The sequence below is a fragment of the Xanthomonas campestris pv. phormiicola genome (assembly GCA_025666215.1).
Classification (GTDB): Bacteria; Pseudomonadota; Gammaproteobacteria; order Xanthomonadales; family Xanthomonadaceae; genus Xanthomonas_A; species Xanthomonas_A campestris_A.
Genome location: CP102593.1, coordinates 4,565,450 through 4,591,551 on the forward strand (window position 1 = coordinate 4,565,450; position 26,102 = coordinate 4,591,551).

The following is a 26,102-nucleotide window of genomic DNA, read 5'->3' on the forward strand; positions in this document are numbered from 1 at the left end:
AAATGGATTTTTCATCGCACCTCAGGGGAACAGGAATGAGTGAGTGGTACTACGCCGACGCCGCGCAGCAGCGTCATGGACCGATGCCGGCCGCCGACCTGCAGCAGCGTTTCCAGCGCGGCGAGGTCGGCCTGACCACGCTGGTGTGGCGCGACGGCCTCAGCGAATGGCATCCGCTGGCCGATTTCGTCGACGAACTGGGCCTGGCCCAGGCACCGGCGGCGATCGCGCCGAGCGACGCCGCCGAGGCGCCGCCGGCGCCGCCCGCGCAGGCATTGCCGGCGGCCTGGACCTCGCCGGAACCCGACGCCGCCGCGCATTCGCCCTACGCCGCCCCCGCCGCCCCGCTCAGCGAGGAGCCGCGCTTCGTCGCCGGCGGCGAGGTGGTGCAGGCCGGCTTCTGGAAGCGCACCGCCGCCTACCTGATCGACGGCATGCTGGTCGGCATGGTCTCGCAGGTGATCCAGTTCGCGGTGATGCTGGGTTTCTTCGGCTTCAGCAGCCTGGGCAGCGGCAGTCCCGATTTCAGCACCCCCGGCGGCATCGTCATGCTGGTGCTGGTGTACCTGCTGCCGCTGGCGATGTCGGCGCTGTACTTCGGCCTGTTCCACGCCTCGACCAAGCAGGCCACGCTGGGCAAGATGGCGGTCGGCATCAAGGTGGTGCGCACCGACGGCAGCCGGATCAGCCTGGGCCGCGGCATCGGCCGCTATTTCGGCTTCCTGCTGAGCAGCCTGACCATCTTCATCGGCTTCCTGATGGCCGCCTTCACCGAGCGCAAGCAGGCCCTGCACGACATGCTCTGCGACACCCTGGTGGTGGACAAATGGGCCTATACCGACCACCCGGAGTGGCAGCAGCACAAGCTGGGCACGGTCACCGTGGTGATCCTGTCGCTGTTCGGCGTGCTGATGGTCGGGGTGCTGCTGCTGGTGATCCTGCTGATCGGCGTGGCGGCCAGTGGCAATTGGCACTGAGGTCGGGAGTCGGGAGTCGGGACTCGGGACCGGGGACCCGGAGAACGGAAGTCGGTGAAGCCCCATGGCCGGTACTGGCCGGGCGACGGCGCTTGACAGCCGCGACCGGACATGTCCACTAATAAAAAAGAGCCGCAGCTGAACGCCCGGGGTACCCGCCTCGGGCGTCGGCCTCTCTGAACACCGCAACGCTTCACTAACCGGAGCAATTGCGCCACCCTACCGCCCCCAGGGCGCCCGCCCCGCCCATTCGAAGCCCACCCCATCATGTCCAAGCACCTGCTCATCGTCGAATCGCCCGCCAAGGCCAAGACGATCAACAAATACCTCGGCAAGGACTTCCACGTCCTGGCCTCGTATGGGCACGTGCGCGACCTGATCCCGAAAGAGGGCGCGGTGGATCCGGACGACGGCTTCGCGATGCGCTACGCGCTGATCGAGAAGAACGAAAAGCACGTCGAAGCCATCGCCAAGGCCGCCAAGCTCGCCGACGACATCTATCTGGCGACCGACCCGGACCGCGAGGGCGAGGCGATCAGCTGGCACATCGCGGAGATCCTGAAGGAGCGCGGGCTGCTCAAGGACAAGCCGCTGCACCGGGTGGTGTTCACCGAAATCACCCCGCGCGCGATCAAGGAGGCGATGGCCAACCCGCGGCAGATCGCGGTGGACCTGGTCGATGCGCAGCAGGCGCGGCGCGCGCTGGACTACCTGGTCGGCTTCAACCTGTCGCCGGTGCTGTGGCGCAAGGTGCAGCGCGGCCTGTCCGCCGGCCGCGTGCAATCGCCGGCGCTGCGCATGATCGTGGAGCGCGAGGAAGAGATCGAAGCCTTCCTCGCCCGCGAATACTGGAGCATCGGCGCCGACTGCCTGCACCCCTCGCAGCCGTTCGCGGCCAAGCTGGTCAAGCTCGACGGACAGAAGTTCGAGCAGTTCACCATCACCGACGGCGACACCGCCGAAGCGGCGCGGATGCGCCTGCAGAAGGCCGCGCAGGGCGCGCTGCACGTCACCGACGTGGCCAGCAAGGAGCGCAAGCGCCGCCCGGCGCCGCCGTTCACCACCTCCACGCTGCAGCAGGAGGCCTCGCGCAAGCTCGGCTTCACCACCAGCCGCACCATGCGCGTGGCGCAGAAGCTGTACGAAGGCGTGACCCTGGGCGAGGAAGGCACGGTCGGCCTGATCAGCTACATGCGTACCGACTCGGTGAACCTGTCGCAGGACGCGCTGGCCGAGATCCGCGACGTGATCGCGCGCGACTTCGGCACCGGCGCGCTGCCGGACAAGCCGAACATGTACCAGACCAAGTCCAAGAACGCGCAGGAAGCGCACGAGGCGATCCGCCCGACCAGCGCGCTGCGCACCCCGGCGCAGATGGCCAGGTACCTGGACGACGACGGCCGCCGCCTGTACGAGCTGATCTGGAAGCGCGCGGTGGCCTGCCAGATGGTGCCGGCGACGATGAACACCGTCACCGTGGAACTGGCCGCCGGCAACGAGCACAGCTTCCGCGCCAGCGGCACCACGGTGATCGACCCGGGCTTTTTGGCGGTGTACGAGGAAGGCAAGGACCAGAAGGCCGCCGAGGACGAGGACGAGGGCCGCAAGCTGCCGCCGATGAAGCCCGGCGACCGCATCCCGCTCGACCGCATCCACGCCGACCAGCATTTCACCGAGCCGCCGCCGCGCTACTCGGAAGCCTCGCTGGTCAAGACGCTCGAGGAATACGGCATCGGCCGCCCGTCGACCTATGCCTCGATCATCCAGACCCTGCTGTTCCGCAAGTACGTGGAGCTGGACGCGCGCCGTTTCCGCCCCTCGGACGTGGGCCGCGCGGTCAGCAAGTTCCTGTCCGGCCACTTCACCCGCTACGTCGACTACGACTTCACCGCCAAGCTCGAGGACGAGCTGGACGCGGTGTCGCGCGGCGAGGAGGAATGGCGGCCGCTGATGGAGAAGTTCTGGGGCCCGTTCAAGGAACTGGTCGAGGAGAAGAAGGAATCGGTGGACCGCTCCGAGGCCACCGGCGCGCGCGAGCTCGGCACCGACCCCAAGACCGGCAAGCCGGTCAGCGTGCGCCTGGGCCGGTTCGGACCGTATGCGGCGATCGGCAGCACCGCCGAGGACGCCGAGGACAAGCCCAAGTTCGCCTCGCTGCGGCCGGGCCAGAGCATGCACACCATCACCCTGGAAGACGCGCTGGAGCTGTTCCTGATGCCGCGCGCGCTGGGCCAGGACAAGGGCGAGGACGTCAGCGTCGGCATCGGCCGCTTCGGCCCGTTCGCCAAGCGCGGCAGCGTCTATGCCTCGCTGAAGAAGGAAGACGACCCGTACACCATCGACCTGGCGCGCGCGGTGTTCCTGATCGAAGAGAAGGAAGAGATCGCGCGCAACCGCATCATCAAGGAGTTTCCCGGCAGCGACATCCAGGTGCTCAACGGCCGCTTCGGCCCGTACATCAGCGACGGCAAGCTCAACGGCAAGATCCCCAAGGATCGCGAGCCGGCCACGCTGAGCCTGGAAGAAGTGCAGAAGCTGCTGGAAGAGACCGGCAAGCCGGCACGCCGCGGCTTCGGCGCCAAGAAGGCCGCGGCCAAGAAGGAAGCCGCGCCGAAGAAGAGCGCGGCCAAGAAGGCCGCGGCCGACGCCCCGGCCAAGCCCGCGGCGAAGAAGGCGGTCAAGAAGGCGGTCAAGAAGACCGCGAAGAAAGCCGCCAAGAAAGTGGTCAAGAAGGCCGCGACCAAGCGCGCCTGAGCCCGCGCCGCTGCTGCGGATGCGACATCCGCAGCAGCGCCCCCGGATGGCCGCGATGGCCATCCATCGCGCCACGCGATCGGACAACGCCTGCCGCGAAGCAGGCCCACCGGACCTGCTTCGGCCGCAGCGCCGCAGCGACTGAAACAATCGGGATGGCCGCAGCCTGCCCACCAAGCCCGCCCTCGCACCGCCCGCAAGCGATCAACCCCGGAACCGCAGCAAAGCGCGCTTCGCTCTTGCCAATCCCCAATCCCCAATCCCGGCCCCCCGCCGTTGCCGCAAAGCAACCGCCTGCCGCATCATGCGCGCATGACCGATCTGTCGCTCCGCCAAGCCGTCGCCGCCCTGCAGCAGGGCGGGGTCGTCGCCTACCCGACCGAAGCGGTCTGGGGCCTGGGCTGCGATCCGTACGACCAGGCGGCGGTGACGCGCCTGCTGCGGATCAAGCAGCGGCCGGTGGAAAAGGGCCTGATCGTGGTCGCCGCCGAACTGGAGCCGCTGCGCCCGCTGCTCGAGCTGTCGGCGCTGCCGCCGGCACGCCTGGCCGAGGTGCTGGCCAGTTGGCCCGGGGCGCACACCTGGGTGCTGCCGGCCGCGGCGCAGGCGCCGCCCTGGATCACCGGCGCGCACCGCAGCATCGCGGTGCGGATCAGCGCGCATCCGCAGGTGGCCGCCCTGTGCCGCGCCTGGGACGGCGCGCTGGTGTCGACCAGCGCCAACCGCGGCGGCGAGCCGCCGGCGCGGCAGCGCGGCGAACTGGATCCGCAACTGCTGGCCGCGCTGGACGGCGTGCTCGATGGCGAAACCGGCGGCCTGGCCCAGCCCACCCCGATCCGCGACGCGGTCAGCGGCGAGATCCTGCGCGCCTGAGCGCGTTGCCGATCCCCGCCCGCCTTCGCTTTCCCTGGCCGGCGAAGGCGCGCAAGATGCGCGCATGTCCTGCCTCGTTCGCCCTGCCCTGCTCCTGACCGCGCTGTTGCAGCTGGCCGGCGCCGCCTGGGCGCAAAGCACGCAGACCGTCAGCAGCGATGGCATGCAGGGCGCGGTGCGCATCTACCGCTGCATCGGCCACTCCGGCGCGGTCAGCCTGCAGAACGCGCCCTGCGAGAACGCACGCCAGCAGCAGGTGCTGGACATGCAGCGCCCGCGCGATCCGCCGCCGCGCCCGACCACCACGCTCAGCACCGATCCGGCGCGCGCCGCGGCCTCGCCGGCGCCGCTGCCGCAGCGCGAGATCCGCATCGTCAGCGTGCAGCCGCCGCAGCCGATGTACGAATGCGTCACCAGCGAGGGCCAGCGCTATACCAGCGACGACAACGAAGGCAATCCGCGCTGGGTGCCGCTGTGGACCATCGGCTATGCCGGCGGCGACGGCGACGGCTATCGCCACGGTCATGGCGGCGGCAATGGCGGCCGCCCACCGCCGGTGTATCCCGGCGCCGGCGTGGTGGTGCCGGCCGGCAGCACCCTGATCCGCGACACCTGCAATGCGCTGCCGCCGCAGGAAGTGTGCGCACGCCTGACCGACCGCCGCTGGGAACTGATCCGCCGCTACAACAGCGCGCTGCAGAGCGAGCGCCGCGCGCTGGAGACCGAACAGCGCGGCATCGACGCGCGGCTCGACCGCGACTGCGGCAGCGGCTGAGATGCGCGGCGGCGCCTGCCTCGCCGCGCTCCTGGCCTGCGCCGGCGCCGCGCAGGCCGAGCAAGTGGCGTTCTATCGCTGCACCGACGCGTACGACAACCTGACCGTGCAGAATCAGCCATGCCCCAAGGGCATGAGCCAGGAAAAGAAGATCATGCAGGGCGTCGGCCGCGCCCCCGCGCAGGTGCCGGTTGCCCCGCCGGTTGCACCGGCCGCGCCCGCACCGCCGGCGCCCGCACCCGCCGCTGTGGCCGCCACGCCCGATCCACCGGCACCGCCGCCAGCGCCACCGGTGCCGAGCGCGCCGCGCCTGCCGCCGCCCACGCTGTACGCCTGCACCACCTACGAGCAGCAGCGCTACGTCGGCGAAACCGCCGAGCCGCCGCCGCGCTGCGTTCCCATGCGCACCATGGGCCTGGACGGCGGCCCCGACAAGACCGGCGGCAGCGCCTGCGAGGTGCTTCGCGACCGCTGCGAGGCGCTGCCCGAGGCAGGCAGCTGCGAGGCCTGGAAGAGCTACGTGGCCGAAGCCGAGACGCACTGGCGCTTCGCGGTGCCCGAGCACGCAGAGCCGCTGCGGCAGGAATTCCGGCGCCGCCAGCAGGTGTTGGACGCCAGCAGCTGCGGCGCGCCGGAGCAGGACGCCAGCGCGCCGCCTCGCCCCCTGTAGGAGCGGTTTCAGCCGCGACAGCCGCTCCGGCAACGCCCCTGTCGCGGCTGAAGCCGCTTCTGCAAGAGCAAGGCGCCGGGCTCAGCCCTGCGCGTCCGGCTGCCGCTCCGGCCGCGCCGCCTCGACCGCAGGCAGCGCCAGGCAGGCCTGCTCGATCCGCGCGATGGTCGGATACGCCTGCATGTCCACGCCGAAACGGCGCGCGTTGAACACCTGCGGCACCAGGCAGCAATCGGCCATTCCCGGCTGTTCGCCGTGGCAGTAAGTGCCGGTATCGGGCGACTCGGCAAGCAACTGCTCCAGCGCATCGAAGCCCAGCACGATCCAGTGCAGCATCCACTCTTCGCGCTCGGACTGCGGCACGTTCCAGACGTTCTCGAAGAACCGGGTCACGCGCAGGTTGTTGAGCGGATGCACGTCGCTGGCGATCAGTTGCGCCAGCCCGCGCACCCGGGCACGGTCGATCGCCGCGTCGGGCAACAACGGTGGCTCCGGCCAGCGCTCGTCCAGGTATTCCAGGATCGCCAGCGACTGGCGGATCGGCTGGCCGTCGTGGCACAGCGTGGGCACCAGTTCCTGCGGATTGAGCCGCGCGTACTCGGGCGAATGCTGCTGGCCACCGTCGCGCAGCAAGTGCACCGGCAGCGCCTGATAGGCCAGCCCCTTCAGATTGAGGCCGATGCGGACGCGATAGGCGGCGCTGGACCGCCAGTAGGTGTACAGCTGCAACGCCTCTTCCACGCTCTGCCCTCTCCGCATCCGGACGATCACGATACCGGTGGACACCGCCGCCGCGGCGCCGCCGGTCGTCTTGGCACCGCCGCTGGCCGGGTCAGGGGCGGGACGCCGGCTCGATGCGCTGCTCGATCGCACCGAAGATGCTTACTCCGTCACGGTCCAGCATCTCGATCCGCACCACGTCGCCGAACTTCATGAACGGCGTGCTGGGCTGGCCGTCGCGCAGCGTTTCCACCACGCGCAGCTCGGCGAAGCAGGAGGCGCCGCGCGTGGTGTCCTGGTTGGCGATGGTGCCCGAGCCGATCACCGCGCCGGCCGCCAGCGGCCGGGTCTTGGCCGCGTGCGCGACCAGTTGCGCGAAATCGAACTGCATGTCCTCGCCGGCTTCCGGCGCGCCGAACCAGGCGCCGTTGATGTGGGTCAGCAGCGGCAGATGCAGCTTGTTGTCGCGCCAGGCCTCGCCCAGTTCGTCCGGGGTGACGAACACCGGCGACAGCGCCGAGCGCGGCTTGGACTGCACGAAGCCGAAGCCCTTGGCCAGCTCGGCCGGGATCAGGTTGCGCAGCGACACGTCGTTGACCAGCCCGACCAGCTGGATATGCGCGGCGGCCTGCTGCGCATCGACCGCCATCGGCACGTCGTCGGTGACCACCACGATCTCCGCCTCCAGGTCGATGCCGTAGTCCTCGCTGACCACCTTGACCGCATCGCGCGGGCCGTAGAAGCCGGCGCTGACCGCCTGGTACATCAGCGGATCGGTGTAGAAGCTCTCCGGCACCTCGGCGCCGCGCGCGCGCCGCACCCGCTCCACGTGCGGCAGGTAGGCGCTGCCGTCGAGGAATTCGTAGGCGCGCGGCAGCGGCGCGGCCAGCGCGGCCAGGTCCAGGTCGAACTGGCCATCGGCGCTGCCGTCGTTGAGCGACTCGGACAGCGCGTTCAGGCGCGGCGCCAGATTGCTCCAGTCCTCCAGCGCGCGCTGCAGGGTCGCGGCGATGCCGGTGGCGCGCACGGCGCGGGTCAGATCGCGGGAAACGACGATCAGGGTGCCGTCGCGACCGCCTTCCTTCAGGGAACCTAGCTTCATGTCCGTCCAGTGCTGGGGAGCCGATCGGGCGATTGTACGGCCAGACCGGATATTGGTTGCAACTGAAACGGAATCGCCGGCTGTCGGATGGCCCACTGCGGCTTTTGTGCAACGCGCCAATTCAGCGTAGACTGGCGCGGTCTGCATGCGGCCGTCCGTTTCCCTTAGGGATCGCCGGCGAGGCCAGGATCGTTCGATCCGCTCGCCCGCCCCGCCCGACGCCTTTCGTGGTGCCGACAAACCCGAGCGCTGTCTGCTCCGGGTTGATCCACCCTCTCGCAGCGCGGTTCACGGGAACGCTCCGAGCCTCACCCTACTTGCGTCTGCACGCCGGCACGTCCCGGCGACGGCGCGTTATCCGGAGCTTTCCTCGATGTCGTTCGAATCCCTGGGCCTGGCGCCCTTCCTGCTGCGTGCGTTGGCCGAGCAGGGTTATGAAACCCCCACCCCGATCCAGTTGCAGGCGATTCCGCTGGCGCTGGCCGGCCACGACCTGATGGCCGGCGCGCAGACCGGCACCGGCAAGACCGCCGCGTTCGGCCTGCCGCTGCTGCAGCACCTGGGCACCTCGCCGCAGCCGGTCGGCAATGGCGCACGCAAGCCGCGCGCGCTGATCCTGACCCCGACCCGCGAGCTGGCCACCCAGGTGCACGACAGCCTGCGCGGCTACAGCAAGTACCTGCGCATCCCCAGCACCACCATCTACGGCGGCGTCGGCATGGGCAACCAGCTCGACGCGCTGCGTCGCGGCGTGGACCTGCTGATCGCCTGCCCGGGCCGCCTGCTCGATCACCTCGAGCGGCGCAGCGTGGACCTGTCGGGCATCGAGATCCTGGTGCTGGACGAAGCCGACCGCATGCTCGACATGGGCTTCCTGCCCTCGATCAAGCGCATCCTGGCCAAGCTGCCCAAGCAGAACCGGCAGACCCTGCTGTTCTCGGCCACCTTCGAGGAAGGCATCAAGCAGCTGGCCCGCGAGTTCATGCACGACCCGCAGGAAATCCAGGCCACGCCGAGCAACACCGTCGCCGACACCATCACCCACCGCGTGCACCCGGTCGACGGCACGCGCAAGCGCGAGCTGCTGCTGCATCTGCTGGCCGCCGATTCGCGCATGCAGACGCTGGTGTTCGCGCGCACCAAGCACGGCGCCGACAAGCTGACCATGTTCCTGGACAAGTCCGGGCTGAAAACTGCCGCGATCCACGGCAACAAGAGCCAGGGCCAGCGCCTGCGCGCGCTGAGCGACTTCAAGGCCGGCCGCATCACCGTGCTGGTGGCGACCGACATCGCCGCGCGCGGCATCGACATCGACCAGTTGCCGAAGGTCATCAACTACGACCTGCCGATGGTCGCCGAGGACTACGTGCACCGGATCGGCCGCACCGGCCGCAACGGCTCGCAGGGCGAGGCGGTATCGCTGGTGGCGCAGGACGAGGCCAAGCTGCTGCGCGCGATCTCGCGCATGCTCAAGCGCGAGATGGACATTCGCGACGTGCCGGGCTTCGAGCCGTCCACGCCGATCCGCTGGGGCAACAACAATCCGGCCGACGAGCGTCCGGGCGGCCAGCGTCCGCCGCGCAAGAGCACCCATGCGCGGCGTCCGCACGGCGATGCGCCGCGCCCGCACGCGCATGCCGGGGCCAAGCCGGCCGGCGCCGCCCAGCCGGGTGGCGCACGCCGCCAGGGCGAGCGCCGTCGCGGCGGCGGCCAGCCCAGCGCCGCACGCTGAGCGCAGTTGACCGCAGCACCGCGAACGCCGCCTCCGGGCGGCGTTCGTGTTTTCGCAACGCGTCGCTGGCGCGACACCACGCCTCCGTTCCGGCGAGCCGCCGGCCGATTCCCCCGCCACTTACAATGACGCCATGGATATCTTCAAGATCTTCACCCTCGAAGCGGCGCACCGCCTGCCCAACGTCCCGCCCGGCCACAAGTGCGCGCGGCTGCACGGGCATTCGTTCCGGATCGAGCTGCACGTCAGCGGCGAACCTGGCGCCGACACCGGCTGGGTCATGGACTTCGGCGACATCAAGGCCGCGTTCCGTCCGATCTACGACCGCCTCGACCACCACTACCTCAACGACATCGAGGGACTGGAGAACCCGACCAGCGAACGCCTGGCGGTGTGGATCTGGGAACGGCTCAAGCCGGCATTGCCGCTGCTGAGCGAGGTGGTGGTCCACGAGACCTGCACCTCTGGTTGCCGGTATCGCGGTCCTGCTTGAGGCAGGGATTGGGGATTGGGGATTCGCAAGGGCGGGATGACGGGACCTGACGGATGTCCGGTGGCCGGCCCGCTCCGAGGGGCCGGCGGCGCAATCGGTGTCTGTCCGAGGGGCGGGCGAGCCGCGCCGGAGCTGCTCGACTCGGCGCCAACCCGTTGATCCGAAAGCCAGTTTGAACGAAACCTGAGCGGCTTCAGAAAATAATGTTGCATTGCAGCAGAATGCGCGTATGTTGCACTGCAACAGCAAATCGGCATTCCCCTGGAGTTGCATGATGTCCGCTCAATTCAACGATCAGTTCAGCAGCTACACCCAGCAGTTCGCCGCCGCCGCTTCGCGCGCCAACCGCCTGGCGTTGGAAAGCGCTGAAAGCGTGTTCGGCGTGCAGCTGAAGACCTTCGAGAAGAACGTCGCCGCGACCACCGGCTTCCTCGGCGAACTCACCGAAGCGCGCGACCTCGGCAGCGTGCAGTCGCTGTGGCCGAAGGGCCTGCAGATCGCCCGCGACAATTTCGAGCGGCTGGCCACGGCCAACCAGGAAGTGTTCGGGCTCGGCCTGAAGACCTCCGAAGCCATCGGCCAGCTCGCCAAGAGCCAGTTCGAGGCGGCCAGCGATCAGGCCGCACCGAAGGCCAAGACCAAATAAGTCCACTGCGGCGCAGCCGCACGACTGACCAGTGGTACGCGCGGGTCCCTCCCCCCGTGCAGCCAAGACCCGGTAGATCCCTCCCTCTACCGGGTCTTTTTTGTGGCCGGGATTCGGGATTCGGGATTTGGGATTCGCAAGTGCGGGCGTTCCTGCGCTGCCTGCCAGGGCCTAGGGCCGAAGTTTTCCAGTCCAGCATCCGGGCTGAAAGCCCCTCCTTCACAACAGTCCTTTCCTCGCGGAAGCGGCTCCTGCGCTGCGCGCGCTTCCGCCCAGGCGCCGGCTCAGTCCTGCGCCATCTGCGCGCCCTGCCATGGGCGCAGCGACGCCGCCAGCGCCGCCGGGTCCGGCTGCGGCCGATACGGCAAGCGCCCCCAGCAGGGTATCGGCAGCCGCTCCTGCAGCATGCGCATGTTGGCGTCGATGCGCTCCATCGCCGGATCGATCTCGTTGCCGATCCAGCCGATGCAGCGCAGGCCGTCGGCGGCGATCGCCGCGGCGGTGAGCCGGGCGTGGTTGAGGCAGCCCAGCCGCAAGCCGACCACCAGCACCACCGGCAGCGCCAGCGCGCGCGCCACATCGGCCTGCTCCAGGGTCGCCGACAGCGGCGCCGCCCAGCCGCCGACGCCTTCCACCACCACCACGTCGGCTTGCGCCCGCAACCGCGCGAAGGCGTCGGCGATCGGCCCCACTTCCACGCACACCCCGGCGTCGGCGGCCGCCAGTTCCGGCGCCAGCGGCAACGGCAAGGCGTAGGGGTTCAGATCGGCGTAGTCCGGCCGCGGCATGCTCGCCGCCTGCAGCGCCAGCGCGTCCTCGTTGCGCCAGCCGTCCGCGCTGCGCTCGCAGCCGCTGGCGACCGGCTTCATGCCCACCGCCGTCTGCCCGCGCGCGCGCAACGCGTGCAGCAACGCGGTGCTGGCGACGGTCTTGCCGATGCCGGTATCGGTGCCGGTGACGTAGAAGGCGGGGAAGCGCATCGTGGCAGGATCCTCGAGGTCGGCGCATGCGGCGCGGGCGCGCAGGATAGCCGGCGCGCCGCGGCGCGTCAGCGCTGCCGCGCCTTTCGCCGGTGCGCTCGGGACTGGCGCCTCGGGCTGCGGTCCTGCCTCGCGCCTCGACAGGCGCCGGCGCACAGGCCGCCATCGGCCGCTGCTAGACTCGCGTGATGTTCGCTTCCTCTTCGCTCACCGGCAGCAAGCCGGAACAGTACGCCCAACTGCTCGCCCAGGCCCGTTCCCTGGTCAGCGGCGAGCCCGACCGCATCGCCAATGCCGCCAACCTGGCGGCGCTGGTGTACCACGCGCTGCCGGCACTGAACTGGGTCGGCTTCTACCTGTACGACGGCAAGGAACTGGTGGTCGGGCCGTTCCAGGGCCTGCCCGCCTGCGTGCGCATTCCGCTGCACAAGGGCGTGTGCGGCGCCGCCGCCAGCACCGGCCAGACCCAGCGCATCGACGACGTCGAGGCCTTTCCCGGGCATATCGCCTGCGATGCGGCATCGCGCTCGGAGCTGGTGGTGCCGCTGCTGCGCGCTGGCGAGCTGATCGGCGTGTTCGACCTGGACAGCCCGGACCTGGCACGCTTCGATGCCGACGACCAGCGCGGCCTGGAAGCGATCGCCCAGGTCTTCGTCGACGCGCTGCGATGAGCCGGCGATGAGCACCGAGAAACTGCGCAACATCGGTCCCAAGAGCGCGGCCTGGCTGCGCCAGGTCGGCCTGCGCACGCAGCAGGACCTGGCCGCGGCCGGCGCGGTCGGCGCGTTCCTGAAGGTCAAGCGCGCCGGCTTCAAGCCCAGCCTCAACCTGCTGTATTCGCTGGAAGGCGCACTGACCGGCTGCCATTGGCAGGAACTGCCCGAGGCGCGGCGCGCGCAACTTCTCGGCGAGCTTGACGCCGCGGCGGCGCAGTTGCCGGCGCAGCGCGGCCTGCCGGTGGCCGGACCGGTGGCGACCACCCATTTCGACCGCGATGGCGACCGCAGCGACACGCCCTATGCGCACGACACGCACGACGCACCCGACGACCACGAACGCGACGACGGCCACGCCAGCGAGCGCGACGACGACTGATCCGCGCGCAACAGCGGCGATCGCGTACAATCGCGCCGCTTCAAGGTGACCTCCCGGCTCCGGCCTGCAGGTTGAAACGGGAAGCCGGTGCGTCTTGCGACAAGGCCGGCGCTGCCCCCGCAACGGTAAGCGATCCGCGCTGACGACTTGCGCCACTGTGCCTCGGGCATGGGAAGGCGTCGCAGCCGGGAGTCCGACTCCCAGATCGCCAGCCCGGAGACCGGCCTTGCAGTTCACTGGTTGCGATGCGGAGGGCGTCGCGGCGTGCCGCGCCGCGCCTGGCGCCGTCCGCTTGCACCTTCCGTTCGCGACTCCTTCGCCGTCACAGCGCGCCCGCGCGCCGGAGTTGCCCCATGTCGTCCCGCCTGCTTTCGGTCGCGATCGCGTCCGCCCTGTCCCTGCCCTCGCTGGCGCTCGCCGCCGATGCCGCCACCGACCTGGACCAGGTCCTGGTCACCGCCACCCGCACCCAGATCTCGGTCGAGGACAGCGTGGTCCCGGCGCAGGTGATCGACCGCGCCGAGATCGAACGCAGCCAGGCGACCTCGCTGGCGCAGCTGCTGCAGGGCCGCGCCGGCATCGGCGTCTCCAACCAGGGCGGGCTGGGCAAGCTGACCACGCTGAGCCTGCGCGGCAGCGAATCGGACCACGTGCTGGTGCTGGTGGACGGCGTGCGCATCGGCTCGGCCAGCGCCGGCCTGGCCGCGTTCCAGGACCTGCCGCTGAGCCAGATCGAGCGCATCGAGATCGTGCGCGGCCCGCGCTCGAGCCTGTACGGCTCCGATGCGATCGGCGGCGTGATCCAGATCTTCACCCGCCGCGGCGGCCAGGGCCTGCAGCAGAACCTGAGCCTGGGCGCCGGCAGCAACGGCCTGCGCGAGGCCAGCGCCGGCTTCAGCAACCGCGGCGAGCGCGGCTGGCTGTCGGTGCAGGGCGGTTACCAGAAGACCGACGGCATCAACGCCTGCAACGGCTCGGCCACCCTGTTCGCCGGCTGCTACGTCGACGAGCCGGACCGCGACGGTTACCGCAACACCTCGCTCAGCGCGCGCGGCGGCTATGCGCTGAGCGACACGCTGCGCCTGGAAGGCCAGGCGCTGAACATCGACAGCCGCAACGAGTACGACGGCGATCCGCTGTACGCCGGCAACGAAGCCGACAACACCCAGCAGGTGTTCGGCGGCAAGCTCGACTGGACCCCGTCCGAGCGCGTGCACCTGGCCGCGCAGCTCGGCCGCAACACCGACCAGGCCGACAGCTACTACCACGCCGCCGGCAGCGGCACGCGCAGCTTCGTCAGCACCTTCGACAGCCGCCGCGACACCGCCTCGCTGCAGGGCGATTTCGGCCTGGCCGAGGATCAGTTGCTCAGCGCCGGCGCCGACTGGCAGCGCGAGGAAGTCACCGGCACCACCGCCTACGACGTGGACCAGCGCGACAACACCGGCGTGTTCGCCGAGTACCAGGGCCGCTTCGGCGCGCAGCAGGTGCAGGCCAGCGTGCGCAGCGACGACAACGAGCAGTTCGGCCAGCACACCACCGGCAGCCTGGGCTGGGGCCTGGCGCTGGACGGCGGCTTCAAGCTCACCGCCAGCCTCGGCACCGGCTTCAAGGCGCCGACCTTCAACGACCTGTACTACCCGTTTTCCGGCAATCCGGACCTGAAGCCGGAGAAGTCCAAGAGCGGCAACCTGGGCGTGGCGCAGTACGCCGACAGCTGGAACTGGACGTTCAACGTCTACGAGACCCGGGTCGACGAGCTGATCTCCTACGACGCCGCCAGCTTCCTGCCGGTCAACGTGGACAAGGCGCGGATCCGCGGCGCCGAGCTGACCGGCTACGCCACGCTGGCCGGCTGGGAGCTGTCGGCGCAGCTGAGCCACACCGATCCGCGCAACCGCAGCGACGGCGCCAACCGCGACAACTGGCTGGCGCGGCGCGCGCGTGACACCGCGCGGCTGGACGTGGACCGCGGCTTCGGCCCGGTCAAGCTCGGCGTCACCGCATTCGGCAGCGGCCACCGCTACGACGACGCAGCCAACAGCGTGCGCCTGGCCGGCTACGGCACGCTGGACCTGCGCGTGGAATATGCGTTCGCGGCGGACTGGACGCTGCAGGCCAAGGCCAGCAACGTGTTCGATCGCGACTACCAGACCATCAGCTGGTACAACCAGCCGGGCCGCGAGTACGCGCTGACCCTGCGCTACGCGCCGGCGGCGCGCTGAGCCCCTGCAGCGGGCTGCGCCGGACGGCGCGGCCCGCTGCACATGCAGTCATCGCAGGCATGCGCGGGCGACGCGACGCGCCTCGCCCCGCGCGGCATGGCCCAGGCACCGCCGTCAGGGCATGGGGGACGACGCCCGCGCTTCCTCGATGAGCCAGTCCGCCAGCATCTGGATTGGCGCATCGTTCAACCGGATCGGTTCCGGCAGCACAAGACAGAAGGTCTTGGAGATCGAGGTGGCGTCGGGCCATGGCGCGACGAGCCGGCCGGCGGCCAGCTCGGCCGCGACATAGAGGCGTGGTACCAGCGCGACACCGAGGCCGGCCAGCGCCGCCTCGATCGACATGGCGTGGAGATCGTAGCGGGCGCCGATCGCTGGATGCGTCAGCCCGATCCCGGTTTCCTGCGCATAGCGCTGCCACGCGTCCGGGTTCTGGCGGCGATGCAGGCGCGGCAACGTATCAAGCGCGGTCGCGGCGTCTTTCCCAGCGAGCAGCGCCGGATGGCAGACCGGCACCAGCACCTCCTGCCACAACCGATGCGTGCGCATTCCCGTCCAGGCCGGGTGCTCGAAATGGAGGGCCGCATCGAAACCGCTGCCGGCCAGGACGAACGGCTGCATGCGCTCGGCCAGGTGCACGGTGATGTTCGGGTGCCGGGTCTGGAAGTGTTTCAGGCGGGGAATGAGCCAGCGCGTGGCGAAGGTCGGGAGCACGGCGATGTCGAGACTGGCCCCGTCGCTGCGCTGGCCCATCAGGTACTGGCTGTCGCGTTCCAGCCGGTCGAGCGTCTCGCGCACCTGTGCCGCATAACGCTCGCCGTTCGGCAAGAGCCTGACCCGGTTGCCGATCCTGGCGAACAAGGTGACGCCCAGAAAAGCTTCCAGCCGGCCGATCTGGCGGCTGATCGCGCCTTCGGTCAAGGCCAGTTCCTCGGCCGCACGCGCGAAGCTGGCATGCCGGGCAGCCGCCTCGAATGCCATGAGCGCGGAGTGGCTGGGAAGCTTGCGGCGCATGTACGGCTCCAGGGCGGTGGTACGGCATTCGACCCGTCCACCATGACATCGCGTCACTGAAGCGTGATCGAATATCGATATTCGCGCTGAAAACGCCGGCCTACCATGAGCGGACATCAACGAAAGGCAAGGCCGACGCAATGATCTACACGGTGGAATGCAGCTTCGCCGATCCCGCCAGCGAAGCGGAATGGAACGACTTCTACAGCCTGGACAAGCTGCCGGCGCTCATCTCGGTGCAGGGCTTCCACAGTTCGCAACGCTTCAAGGCCTTGCGCGGCGGCTACCCCACCTATCTGGCAGTGCACGCGATCGATGGCCTGCACATCCTGACCGGCGAGGACTATCGCCGGAAGGGCGGCGGCAACTTCGCACGCTGGCAACGGCACATCGTCGACTGGCACCGCAACCTCTACGCCGGCCTCGATCGGGCCCCCGCCGTGGGCCGCCACGACGTGCTGCTGTCGAGTGCCACCGGCGCCGAGCCGCTGATCGGGCTGGGACTGACTCCATGCGCCATGCATGCGGTGGAACTGGAGAAATGTCCGGAACGCCGCTGGCTGGCGACGCTCGACCGCACCAGGCTGCCTGCGATGGATCGGCTGCCGGAGGACGTGCACGTCTACGCGCCCATGACCGCGCAATTGACCAGCGGCCTCGGCAGCGCCTCCGACGTGGCGCGCTAGGACCGCCGATGCCGAACGTCACCCTCTTCCTGCCGGCGCACACGATGCCGCCGGACACGGCGCTTTCGGACCTGACCGAGCAATGCACCGCACTGTGCACAGGCCTGCTTCTCGCCGCGCTGGAGAACGTGCATGTCATCTACGTCCCCGTCCTGCATGGTCGCGGCCGCCCCATCTTCGCGGACGTCCGCTACCGGCTCGCCGCGACGCGCACGCCGACGGTCATGGCACAGTTCATGGAAGGGCTCGATGACGCCATCCGGCGAGCGACCGGCTTCGCGGCCCGCATCCGTTGTTTCGGCTACGCGGCGCACTGCATTCATGCACGCAACTGATCGGCGATCCGGAGAAATGCGATGACGAAGGACGTTTTCCCGAGCCAGCGGATCGGCGATTTCACCATCACCGCCATCAGCGACGGCTATCTCGGCGTCGGCCTGGACGCGCTCATGAACGTGGAGCCGGCCGACGCCCTGCAGCTGCAGAACGATGGGCGGGTGGAAGACGCTTCCGCAGTCCATATCAACTGCTACCTGGTACAAGGCCGTGGCCGCACGATCCTGATCGATGCCGGTGCCGGCGGCTTCAAGCAATGGGGCGGTCGGCTGCTGCGCAACCTGTCGCTGGCAGGCCTGCGCCCCGCACAGATCGATGCGATCCTGCTGACCCATGCCCATCCCGATCATGTCGGGGGACTGATCGACGCCTCCGGAGACGTCGCCTTTCCGAATGCCGAACTCGTCGTGCAGCGTCGGGAGATCGCGTTCTGGCAGGACGACGGCAACCTGAGCCGCGCCGCCGCGCGCGCGCGCGGCAATTTCCTGCTCGCGCGCCAGGTGTTCGACGGCTATCGCGACAGGCTGCGCATCTTCGATGCAGGCGAGGTGTTGCCTGGCATCGCCGCCCTGCCGCTGCCAGGGCACACAGCCGGACACACGGGCTATCGTCTCGACGCCGGCGAGCGCAGCCTGCTGGTCTGGGGCGACATCGTGCATTTCCCGCAGATCCAGGTGCCGCACCCGGAGGTGTCGATCGTCTTCGACCATGATCCGGCGCTTGCAGTCGCGACGCGGTCGCGGCTGTTGGATCTGGTCAGCACGGAGCGGCTCCTGATCGCCGGCATGCACTTCGGCGAACTCGGCTTCGCACGCATCGAACGAACCAACGCGGCCTACGCTGTGACCTATGAGGCATGACAGTGGCGTCTTCTCCGTCTGCGGATCGGGAGGCCACGGCAGATCCGTGATGGCTGAGGCGACGACCGCCGGGTCGGCGCCGGCCAACGCGGCCACGCCGCTGCGGTTACGTTGCAGGCGGCGAAACGCTCCCCTGAGCGCGATTGGCGGCCCGCCTCACCCCAGCGCCAGCAGCTCGCGCATGTCGTCCATCCGCAACACCACGTCGGCGGTGGCCAGGTCCAGCTCGCGCGGATAACCGTAGCGCACCAGTGCCGCCGGCATGCCGGCGGCGTGCGCGGCCTGCAGGTCGGTGCCGGAATCGCCGACCATCAGGCAGCGCGCCGGCGGCTGCGCGAAGTGCTGCGCCAGGTGCAGCAGCGGCAGCGGGCTGGGCTTGCGCTCGGGCAGGCTGTCGCCGCCGAGCGCCGCGGCGAACGCATCGGCCACGCCGAGATGGCGCAGCAACGGCTGTACGAACGCCGAGGGCTTGTTGGTGCACAGCGCCAGCGTGACGCCGCGCGCGCGCAACTGCGCCAGCGCCTCGGCCACGCCCGGGTACAGGCGCGGGCTGCGCAGCAGGCATTCTTCGTAGTGGCGCATGAAAGCCGGCATTACCGCGTCGATCGGAGTGGCGTCGTGCGCATGCCGCCACGCGGTTTCGACCAGCTTGCGCACGCCCTCGCCGATCCAGCCGAGCACGGTGGCTTCGGGCACGCGCGCCAGGCCGAACTCGGCCAACGTGCGGTTGAGCGCTTCGGCGATATCGGCGCCGCTGTCCACCAGGGTGCCGTCCAGATCGAACACCACCAGCGCGTACGGAAATGTCATGTCGTTCCCGGGTGCGAAAGCAGCGCCCATTGTAGGCGCCGCGCTCAGTCGCGATCCCAGTACGGCACCTCGCCGAAACGCGCGACCAGGAAATCCAGGAACGCGCGCACGATCGCCGGCTGCTGCCGGCGCGAGGCGTACACGCCGAAGATGTCCATCGTGTCCAGTTCGTGGTCGGGCAGCACGCGCTGCAATTCGCCGCTGCGCAGCAGCGCCGCGGCCTGGTAGGTCGGCAGCATGGCGATGCCGGCGCCGGCGCGCACCGCCTCCAGCAGCACGGTGGCCTCGTTGGCGGTGAAGTTGCCGCTCACCGCCACCGACACCGGTTCGCCGCGGTAGCGCAGCGGCCACTCGTGCCTGCCCACGTAGTGATGGCCCAGGCAGTTGTGTGCGGCCAGGTCGGCGGCGCTGTGCGGCGCGCCGCGCCGCTGCAGATAGGCCGGCGCCGCGCACAGCACCGAGCGGCACACGCTCAGGCGCCGCGCGATCAAGCCCGGGTCGACGCGATGCGAGATGCGCACCGCCAGGTCGATGCGTTCCTCGACCAGGTTGACCGTGCGATCGGCCAGCAGCATGTCCACCCGCGCCTGCGGATGGCGGGCCACGAACTCGGCCGCCGCCGCGGCCAGATGCGCCTGGCCGAACGAGGCCGAGGCGGTGACGCGCAGCTGTCCGTGCGGCTCCGGGTCGTCGCTGGCCAGTTCGTCGCGCAGCGAGGCGCCGATCGCCAGCATCGGCCGGAACCGCGCCAGCGCGGTCTCGCCGGCGCCGGTCAGGGTCACCCGCCGCGTGGTCCGGTGCAGCAGGCGCGCGCCCAGCCAGCGCTCCAGTTCGGCCAGGTGGCGCGAGACCATCGCCCGCGACAGCTCCAGCGCCTCGGCGGCCGCGGTGAGACTGCCGCGCTCGGCGACCTCGACGAACACGGCAATCGCGGTCAGACGGTCCATTCGCTCGTTCCATGCAACAAATAATCGACTTATACGCGGTTTATCGCGCTAATTGCCGGGACTAGGCTGTGCGCATCCCATCCGTCCCCTGGAGTCCCTCGATGCACATCGCCCTGATCGGCGCAACCGGCCATATCGGCCGCCACATCGCCCGCGAAGCCCTGCGCCGCGGCCATGCCGTCACCGCGCTGGTCCGCAATGCGCAGCCGCGGCCGCCGGAACTGGACGGCGCCAGCATCGTGCTCGCGTCGCTGGACGACCGCGCCGCGCTCGCCGCCGCGGTGCGCGGCCACGACGTGCTGGCCAGCGCCTACGGCCCCGGCGCCGCCGCGGCCGACACCATTCCGGGCGTGGCCCAGACCCTGATCGATGTTGCCCGCAGCGCCGGCGTGCGCCGCCTGCTGGTGGTCGGCGGCGCCGGCAGCCTGGAAGTGGCGCCGGGCCTGCAACTGGTGGACACGCCGGACTTCCCCGACGCCTACAAGCCCTACGCGCTGGCCCACCGCGCCGCCCTGCAGCACCTCCAGGCCGCCGCCGACCTGGACTGGACCTTCTACGCGCCGGCCGCGGAAATCGGCCCCGGCGACCAGCGCGGCGGCGTGCGCACCCAGGCCACCGCCCTGCTCGGCGACGCGCAGGGCCATAGCGCGATCAGCTACGCCGACTACGCCAGCGCCTTCGTCGACGAGATCGAGCGCCCGCAGTACCTGCGCCAGATCGCCACCGCCGCGTACTGAGCGACGCACCGGGCGTTCGGCGTCGCCTCGGCGCCGGTCAGCGGCGCCAGGGACGCGATGCTGGTCGATGCGCAGTTCTCCGCGGCGCAGGACCTGACCGCGGTGCGCTTCACCGCCGCCTGCATCCGCGCGTTCGACGAGCAAACCGCCAAGGCGACGGACGCCGCCGCGCTGGTCGCAGCGAGGCAACAGCGCTATCCGCAGCTGGGCGGCGTGGACGCGCTGCAACTCAGCGCGCAGGTCGCCAAGGACGAACTGCGCTGGCCGTGAGCGAACGGCCGGCGCGCGGCGGTGCACGGCACCGCCCGCGTCGGCATGCCGCTCAACGGAACAGCCGCCCCTGCGCCTGCACCGGTTCGGGCTCGTGGAAGCCGGCCAGGCCCACGCCGACCAGGCGGTAGCGCGTGGAGGCGGGCAAGTCGACGCGCTGGCGCAAGGCCAGCGCGATGTCGGTCAGCGCCTGCAGCGATTGCGGCGGTTGCTCCGGGGTGAAGCTGCGGGTCAGGATGCGGAACTGCGCGGTCTTCAACTTCAGCACCACGGTGCGCGCGACGCGCTCGGTGCGGCGGGTCGCGTTCCAGGTCTTTTCCGCCAGCTGCCGGATCGCCGGTTCCAGCGCGTCCAGCGCCAGGTCCTCGGCGAAGGTGTCTTCGGAAGAAATCGACTGCACCTGCTGGTCCGATTCCACCGGACGCTCGTCGATGCCGCGCGCACGCTGATACAGGCGCAGCCCGAAGCTGCCGAAGCGCGCTTCCAGTTCCGCTTCGGCATGCGCACGCAGGTCGCCGACGGTGACGATGCCCAGCGCCGCCAGCCTGGCCTGCATCACCTTGCCCACGCCCGGCACCTTGCTGACCGGCAGCGGGGTCAGGAACGCCTCGACGCGGTGCGGACGGATCACGAACTGGCCATCGGGCTTGCGCCAGTCCGAGGCGATCTTGGCCAGGAACTTGTTCGGCGCGATGCCGGCCGAGGCGGTCAATGCGGTTTCCTCGCGGATCTGCGCGCGGATGGTCTGCGCGATCTCGGTGGCGGTGGCCAGATCGCCCTTGGGCGCGGTGACGTCGAGATAGGCCTCGTCCAGCGACAGCGGTTCGATCAGATCGGTGTGGCGCTGGAAGATCTCGCGCACCTGCCGCGACACGGCCTTGTAACGCGCGAAATCCGGCGGCACGAAGATCGCGTCCGGGCACAAGCGCTCGGCACGCAACGCCGGCATCGCCGAGCGGATGCCGAACACGCGCGCCTCGTACGACGCGGCGCACACCACCGAGCGCATGCCGCGCCATGCCACCACCACCGGCTTGCCGCGCAATGCGGGATCGTCACGCTGCTCCACGGACGCGTAGAACGCATCCATGTCGACGTGAATGATCTTGCGCATCGGCCCTGCACCCTACGCCAGCGAACGGTAGCCGCATGATAAGCCAGGCCTGCGCATGCACTGCGAACGCATGCCTTGATTTCGCTCAGCGCGCCGCATTGCAGCACTGCCTACGCTACGCGTGCGTACGGATAAAACGTTTGATTGAAAGCGCGGGCGTCGTGCACGCTTGCGCGCCTCGACTGTCTGCCCTGGGAAATTCGCTCATGAGCCGCCTCACTTCGTATTCACGCGAACACCTTCTCGCCAGCGCGCGCGGCGAACTGTTCGGCGCCGAGGCCGCACGCCTGCCCAACGATCCGATGCTGATGTTCGACCGCATCACCCACATCGACGACAACGGCGGCGCGCACGGCAAGGGCGTGGTCCGCGCCGAACTCGACGTGCGCCCGGACCTGTGGTTCTTCGGCTGCCATTTCATCGACGATCCGGTGATGCCCGGCTGCCTGGGCCTGGATGCGCTGTGGCAACTGACCGGGTTCTTCCTGACCTGGATCGGCGCGCCCGGCCGCGGCCGCGCGCTGGGCGTGGGCGAAGTGAAGTTCAGCGGACAGGTGCTGCCGAGCGCCAGGCAGGTGGTCTACGAACTGGACATCAGCCGGGTCATCAACCGCAAGCTGGTGATGGCGGTGGCCGACGGCCGCATGTCGGTGGACGGCCGCGAGATCTACACCGCCAAGGATCTGCGCGTGGGCCTGTTCACCTCGACGGAGGCGTTCTGATGCGCCGCGTCGCGATCACCGGCATGGGCATCACCTCATGCCTGGGCAACGACCTGGACACGGTGTCGCGCGCGCTGCGCGACAGCCGCGCCGGCATCCGCGCCAACCCCGAGGCAGCCGAACACGGCCTGCGCAGCCAGGTCGGCGGCGACGTGCAACTGGACCTGGAGGCGCTGATCGATCGCAAGCTCAAGCGCTTCATGGGCGATGCGTCGGCGTATGCGTACCTGGCGCTGCGCGATGCGATCGCCGATGCGGGCCTGGACGAGGCCGTGGTCAGCGACGTGCGCACCGGCCTGATCGCCGGGTCCGGCGGCGGTTCCAGCCACTGGCAGGTGGAAGCGGCGGACCTGCTGCGCAACCGCGGCGTGCGCAAGGTCGGCCCGTACATGGTGCCGCGCACGATGTGTTCGGCGGTCTCGGCCAGCCTGGCCACCGCGTTCAAGATCAAGGGCGTGAGCTACTCGCTGTCGGCGGCGTGCGCGACGTCGGCGCACTGCATCGGCGCGGCCGCGGACCTGATCCGCCACGGCCAGCAGGACGTGATGTTCGCCGGCGGCGGCGAGGAACTGGACTGGACCATGAGCCTGATGTTCGACGCGATGGGCGCGCTGTCCAGCGTCTTCAACGACCGCCCGGCGGTGGCCTCGCGCCCGTACGACGCCGAGCGCGACGGTTTCGTCATCGCCGGCGGCGGCGGCATGCTGGTGCTGGAAGACTACGAACGCGCGGTGGCGCGCGGCGCGCGCATCCATGCCGAACTGCTCGGCTACGGCGTGACCTCCGACGGCGCCGACATGGTCGCCCCGTCCGGCGAAGGCGCGGTGCGCTGCATGCAGATGGCGATGCAGGGCGTGGACGCGCCGATCGACTACCTCAACACGCACGGCACCTCGACGCCGCTGGGCGACGTCACCGAACTGGGCGCGGTGCGCGAAGTGTTCGGCGATGCGGTGCCGCCGCTGTCCTCGACCAAGGCGCTGTCCGGGCATTCGCTGGGCGCGGCCAGCGTGCACGAGGCGATCTACTGCCTGCTGATGATGCGCGACGGCTTCATCGCCGGCTCGGCCAACATCGACGCGCTGGACCCGCGCGCCGAGGGCTTCCCGATCGTGCGCGAGAGCCGCGAGGCGACCTTGCGCACGGTGATGTCCAACAGCTTCGGCTTCGGCGGCACCAACGCTGCGCTGGTGTTCGGCAAGGTGGGCTGAGGGCGGACTCCGGACTCCGGACTCCGGACTCGGGACTCGGGACTCGGGACTCGGGACTCGGGACTCGGGACTCGGGACTCGGGACTCGGGATGCTGTCCCGGGGCAAATCGCTGTCAAGCGATTTGATGAAAAAAGCGCCGATTTTTTAGAAAAAGAACGATCTTTTCTTGCTGTTGCAGCACAGCCGCTTTTCTGTGGCAGGGGCTTGAGCCCCTGCCACAGAAAAGCGCAACTGCAGCGCACTTGCGAAAATCCCGAGTCCCGAGTCCCGAGTCCCGAGTCCCGAGTCCCGAAGAGCCCCTTTACCCCGCCATGCCGCTGTGCCGCAGCAAGGCGTCCAGTTCCGGCGCGCGGCCGCGGAACGCGGTGAAGTTCTCCAGCGCCGGACGGCTGCCGCCGCGCGCCAGGATCTCCTGCAGGAAGCGCGCGCCGGTGGCGGCCAGTTGGTCCGGCGCTTCCTCGAACGCGGCATAGGCGTCGGCGCTGAGCACTTCGGCCCACTTGTAGCTGTAGTAGCCGGCGCCGTAGCCGCCGGCGAAGATGTGGCTGAACTGGTGCGGGAAGCGGTTCCATGCCGGCGGCCGGTTCACCGCGACTTCGTCGCGCACGCGTTCGAGCAGCTGCAACATGCTGTCGCCGGCCGCATCGAAGGCGTGGTGCAGCTGCATGTCGAACAGCGCGAATTCCAGCTGGCGCACGGTGAACATGCCGCTCTGGTAGTTCTTCGCCGCGAGCAGCTTGTCGAACAGCGCACGCGGCAGCCGCTGCCCGCTGTCCACGTGCGCGGTCATCGCCTGCAGCCGCGGCCATTCCCAGCAGAAGTTCTCCATGAACTGGCTGGGCAGTTCCACCGCATCCCATTCCACGCCGTTGATGCCGGCCACGCCGAGTTCGCCGACCTGGGTCAGCAACTGGTGCAGGCCGTGGCCCATCTCGTGGAACAGGGTGGTGACGTCGTTGTGGGTGAAAGTCGCCGGCTTGCCGTCGCTGCCGCGGCCGAAGTTGCACACCAGGTATACCAGCGGCGTCTGCACGCCGTCGACGCGGTCGCGGCGGTTGCGGCAGTCGTCCATCCAGGCGCCGCCGCGCTTGCCCTCGCGCGCGTACAGGTCGAGGTAGAACTGCCCGACCAGGCGGCCACGCGCATCGCTGACGCGGAAGAAGCGCACGTCCGGATGCCACAGCGGGGCGCTGTCGGCCTGCACCTGCAGGCCGTACAGGTCGCCGATGACGCCGAACAGGCCATCCAGCACCTTCGGCTCGGTGAAGTAGCGCTTCACTTCCTGCTCGGAGAAGCTGTAGCGCGCCTGCTTGAGCTTTTCGCTGGCGTAGGCCAGGTCCCAGGCCTGCAGTTCGTCCAGGCCCAGATGCTCGCGCGCGTACGCTTCCAGCTCGGCGCGGTCGCGCTGCGCGTAGGGCTTGGCGCGCGCGGCCAGGTCGCGCAGGAAGCCCAGCACCTCGTCGGGGTTCTGCGCCATCTTGGTCGCCAGCGAATACTCGGCGTAGCTGGCGAAACCGAGCAGGCCGGCCAGTTCGCCGCGCAGCGCCAGGATGCGTTCGATCGCCGCGCTGTTGTCCAGCGCCGGGTCGCCGAACTCCGAGGCGCGGATCGCGTTGGCGCGGTACAGGGTCTCGCGCAGCGCGCGGTCGTCGGCGTACATCTGCACCGGCAGGTAGCACGGCATCTGCAGGGTCAGCTTGCAGCCGGCCTGGCCGTCCTTGTCCGCGGCCGCGCGCGCGGCGGCGACCACGTCCTCGGGCAGGCCGGCCAGGCGCGCACTGTCGTCGATCTGCAGCGACCACGCATCGGTGGCGTCGAGCACGTTCTGCGAGAACTTCGCCGACAGTGCCGACAGCTCTTCCTGGATCGCGGCGAAACGCTGCTTGTCGGCATCGCCCAGTTCGGCGCCGCCCAGGCGGAAATCGCGCAGCGCGTTGTCCAGCACCTTGCGTCGCGCCGCGTCGTAGCCGGCGGCCTCGGGCGAGGCGGCCAGCGCGCGGTATTGCGCGAACAGCGCCAGGTTCTGCCCCAGCGCGCTGGAGAAGCGCGTCAGCTTGGGCAGGTTGGCGTTGTAGGCCTCGCGCAGCGCCGGCGTATTGACCACGCCCTGCAGGTGGTTGACCTGGCCCCAGGCGCGCCACAGGCGCTCGGTGGCGTCGTCCAGCGGCACCACGAAGCGGTCCCAGCTCACCGGCGCGACCTGCTCGGCCTGCGCGACCGCGGCTTCGGCGGCGGCCAGCAGCGCGTCGATCGCCGGGCCGATGTGCTCGGGCTGGATCGCATCGAAGCGCGGCAGGCCGGAAAAATCGAGCAGGGGATTGGTCATCGCGGGAATCTCGGTAGCGGAGGAA

Annotated in this window: 25 protein-coding genes, 1 pseudogene and 1 riboswitch; of the genes and pseudogenes, 18 read left to right on the plus strand and 8 right to left on the minus strand. The window is 69.8% G+C overall.

The window, feature by feature from the left end; translation table 11 throughout:
• Nucleotides 1-35: 35 nt before the first annotated feature.
• The 5 genes from NRY95_19210 (at nucleotide 36) to NRY95_19230 (ending at nucleotide 6,049) form a co-directional block, all read left to right on the plus strand.
• Nucleotides 36-977, plus strand: coding sequence for an RDD family protein (locus NRY95_19210; GenBank protein UYC15794.1), 942 nt, complete (start codon nucleotides 36-38; stop codon nucleotides 975-977).
• A gap of 267 nt (nucleotides 978-1,244) precedes the next feature.
• The gene (locus NRY95_19215; protein ID UYC15795.1) at nucleotides 1,245-3,731 is read left to right on the plus strand and encodes a DNA topoisomerase I; all 2,487 of its coding nucleotides are present in this window, start codon (nucleotides 1,245-1,247) and stop codon (nucleotides 3,729-3,731) included.
• Between the two features lie 312 nt (nucleotides 3,732-4,043).
• Complete coding sequence (locus NRY95_19220) at nucleotides 4,044-4,604, plus strand: Sua5/YciO/YrdC/YwlC family protein (protein ID UYC15796.1); 561 nt, start codon at nucleotides 4,044-4,046, stop codon at nucleotides 4,602-4,604.
• A gap of 64 nt (nucleotides 4,605-4,668) precedes the next feature.
• On the plus strand, nucleotides 4,669-5,379 hold the full coding sequence (locus NRY95_19225; protein UYC15797.1) for a DUF4124 domain-containing protein: 711 nt from the start codon (nucleotides 4,669-4,671) through the stop codon (nucleotides 5,377-5,379).
• A gap of 1 nt (nucleotide 5,380) precedes the next feature.
• The gene (locus NRY95_19230) at nucleotides 5,381-6,049 is read left to right on the plus strand and encodes a DUF4124 domain-containing protein (protein UYC15798.1); all 669 of its coding nucleotides are present in this window, start codon (nucleotides 5,381-5,383) and stop codon (nucleotides 6,047-6,049) included.
• A gap of 81 nt (nucleotides 6,050-6,130) precedes the next feature.
• On the opposite strand, the gene maiA is transcribed toward NRY95_19230, so the two are convergent.
• Both maiA and NRY95_19240 read right to left on the minus strand, forming a co-directional pair.
• Entirely contained in the window at nucleotides 6,131-6,790 is a 660-nt protein-coding gene (gene maiA, locus NRY95_19235) for a maleylacetoacetate isomerase (GenBank protein ID UYC15799.1), read from the minus strand.
• A gap of 91 nt (nucleotides 6,791-6,881) precedes the next feature.
• Nucleotides 6,882-7,871 (minus strand): fumarylacetoacetate hydrolase family protein, encoded by a 990-nt coding sequence (locus NRY95_19240; protein ID UYC15800.1) that lies wholly within the window; start codon nucleotides 7,869-7,871, stop codon nucleotides 6,882-6,884.
• A 373-nt stretch (nucleotides 7,872-8,244) separates the two neighbouring features.
• On the opposite strand from NRY95_19240, the pseudogene NRY95_19245 reads away from it, so the two are divergent.
• From NRY95_19245 to NRY95_19255, 3 genes and pseudogenes are all read left to right on the plus strand, one after another.
• A pseudogene (locus NRY95_19245) lies at nucleotides 8,245-9,555 on the plus strand (DEAD/DEAH box helicase).
• 181 nt (nucleotides 9,556-9,736) lie between these two features.
• Entirely contained in the window at nucleotides 9,737-10,096 is a 360-nt protein-coding gene (gene queD, locus NRY95_19250) for a 6-carboxytetrahydropterin synthase QueD (GenBank protein UYC15801.1), read from the plus strand.
• Between the two features lie 274 nt (nucleotides 10,097-10,370).
• A complete protein-coding gene (locus NRY95_19255) occupies nucleotides 10,371-10,742 on the plus strand; it encodes a phasin family protein (GenBank protein UYC15802.1) in 372 nt (123 codons plus the stop codon).
• A gap of 284 nt (nucleotides 10,743-11,026) precedes the next feature.
• Here the strand turns inward: NRY95_19255 and bioD are convergent, their stop codons facing one another.
• The gene (bioD, locus tag NRY95_19260; protein ID UYC15803.1) at nucleotides 11,027-11,722 is read right to left on the minus strand and encodes a dethiobiotin synthase; all 696 of its coding nucleotides are present in this window, start codon (nucleotides 11,720-11,722) and stop codon (nucleotides 11,027-11,029) included.
• A gap of 188 nt (nucleotides 11,723-11,910) precedes the next feature.
• Between bioD and NRY95_19265 the strand changes: the two genes are divergently transcribed.
• The 3 genes from NRY95_19265 (at nucleotide 11,911) to btuB (ending at nucleotide 15,042) form a co-directional block, all read left to right on the plus strand.
• Nucleotides 11,911-12,393: a GAF domain-containing protein gene (locus NRY95_19265; protein UYC15804.1), complete on the plus strand. Its 483-nt coding sequence runs from the start codon at nucleotides 11,911-11,913 to the stop codon at nucleotides 12,391-12,393.
• A 7-nt stretch (nucleotides 12,394-12,400) separates the two neighbouring features.
• A complete protein-coding gene (locus NRY95_19270; GenBank protein UYC15805.1) occupies nucleotides 12,401-12,817 on the plus strand; it encodes a TfoX/Sxy family protein in 417 nt (138 codons plus the stop codon).
• 26 nt (nucleotides 12,818-12,843) lie between these two features.
• Nucleotides 12,844-13,061, plus strand: a riboswitch (cobalamin riboswitch).
• A 109-nt stretch (nucleotides 13,062-13,170) separates the two neighbouring features.
• Nucleotides 13,171-15,042, plus strand: coding sequence for a TonB-dependent vitamin B12 receptor (gene btuB, locus NRY95_19275; GenBank protein UYC15806.1), 1,872 nt, complete (start codon nucleotides 13,171-13,173; stop codon nucleotides 15,040-15,042).
• A 114-nt stretch (nucleotides 15,043-15,156) separates the two neighbouring features.
• Here the strand turns inward: btuB and NRY95_19280 are convergent, their stop codons facing one another.
• Nucleotides 15,157-16,056 carry a LysR substrate-binding domain-containing protein gene (locus NRY95_19280; GenBank protein UYC15807.1) on the minus strand — a complete coding sequence of 300 codons (900 nt, stop codon included), beginning with the start codon at nucleotides 16,054-16,056 and terminating at the stop codon, nucleotides 15,157-15,159.
• Nucleotides 16,057-16,196: 140 nt separating this feature from the next.
• Here NRY95_19280 and NRY95_19285 point away from each other — a divergent pair, with 140 nt between their 5' ends.
• The 3 genes from NRY95_19285 to NRY95_19295 are packed head-to-tail and all read left to right on the plus strand — an operon-like array spanning nucleotide 16,197 to nucleotide 17,938.
• Nucleotides 16,197-16,742: a hypothetical protein gene (locus NRY95_19285; GenBank protein UYC15808.1), complete on the plus strand. Its 546-nt coding sequence runs from the start codon at nucleotides 16,197-16,199 to the stop codon at nucleotides 16,740-16,742.
• Between the two features lie 8 nt (nucleotides 16,743-16,750).
• A complete protein-coding gene (locus NRY95_19290) occupies nucleotides 16,751-17,077 on the plus strand; it encodes a hypothetical protein (GenBank protein ID UYC15809.1) in 327 nt (108 codons plus the stop codon).
• 21 nt (nucleotides 17,078-17,098) lie between these two features.
• Nucleotides 17,099-17,938: an MBL fold metallo-hydrolase gene (locus NRY95_19295; protein UYC15810.1), complete on the plus strand. Its 840-nt coding sequence runs from the start codon at nucleotides 17,099-17,101 to the stop codon at nucleotides 17,936-17,938.
• A gap of 156 nt (nucleotides 17,939-18,094) precedes the next feature.
• Here the strand turns inward: NRY95_19295 and gph are convergent, their stop codons facing one another.
• Together gph and NRY95_19305 are read right to left on the minus strand one after the other, a co-directional pair.
• Entirely contained in the window at nucleotides 18,095-18,748 is a 654-nt protein-coding gene (gene gph, locus NRY95_19300; protein ID UYC15811.1) for a phosphoglycolate phosphatase, read from the minus strand.
• A gap of 44 nt (nucleotides 18,749-18,792) precedes the next feature.
• Entirely contained in the window at nucleotides 18,793-19,695 is a 903-nt protein-coding gene (locus tag NRY95_19305) for a LysR family transcriptional regulator (protein UYC15812.1), read from the minus strand.
• Nucleotides 19,696-19,796: 101 nt separating this feature from the next.
• Between NRY95_19305 and NRY95_19310 the strand changes: the two genes are divergently transcribed.
• Together NRY95_19310 and NRY95_19315 are read left to right on the plus strand one after the other, a co-directional pair.
• A complete protein-coding gene (locus NRY95_19310; GenBank protein UYC15813.1) occupies nucleotides 19,797-20,432 on the plus strand; it encodes an NAD(P)H-binding protein in 636 nt (211 codons plus the stop codon).
• Between the two features lie 57 nt (nucleotides 20,433-20,489).
• Entirely contained in the window at nucleotides 20,490-20,702 is a 213-nt protein-coding gene (locus NRY95_19315) for a hypothetical protein (protein UYC15814.1), read from the plus strand.
• A 52-nt stretch (nucleotides 20,703-20,754) separates the two neighbouring features.
• Here NRY95_19315 and dinB read toward each other — a convergent pair whose 3' ends face one another.
• A complete protein-coding gene (gene dinB / locus NRY95_19320; protein ID UYC15815.1) occupies nucleotides 20,755-21,816 on the minus strand; it encodes a DNA polymerase IV in 1,062 nt (353 codons plus the stop codon).
• A gap of 206 nt (nucleotides 21,817-22,022) precedes the next feature.
• Between dinB and fabA the strand changes: the two genes are divergently transcribed.
• Together fabA and fabB are read left to right on the plus strand one after the other, a co-directional pair.
• A complete protein-coding gene (fabA, locus tag NRY95_19325) occupies nucleotides 22,023-22,538 on the plus strand; it encodes a 3-hydroxyacyl-[acyl-carrier-protein] dehydratase FabA (GenBank protein ID UYC15816.1) in 516 nt (171 codons plus the stop codon).
• Nucleotides 22,538-23,749: a beta-ketoacyl-ACP synthase I gene (gene fabB / locus NRY95_19330; protein ID UYC15817.1), complete on the plus strand. Its 1,212-nt coding sequence runs from the start codon at nucleotides 22,538-22,540 to the stop codon at nucleotides 23,747-23,749. The genes fabA and fabB overlap by 1 nt, the downstream gene beginning before the upstream one ends.
• 303 nt (nucleotides 23,750-24,052) lie before the next feature.
• On the opposite strand, the gene NRY95_19335 is transcribed toward fabB, so the two are convergent.
• The gene (locus tag NRY95_19335; GenBank protein UYC15818.1) at nucleotides 24,053-26,077 is read right to left on the minus strand and encodes a M3 family metallopeptidase; all 2,025 of its coding nucleotides are present in this window, start codon (nucleotides 26,075-26,077) and stop codon (nucleotides 24,053-24,055) included.
• Between the last annotated feature and the right edge of the window lie 25 nt (nucleotides 26,078-26,102).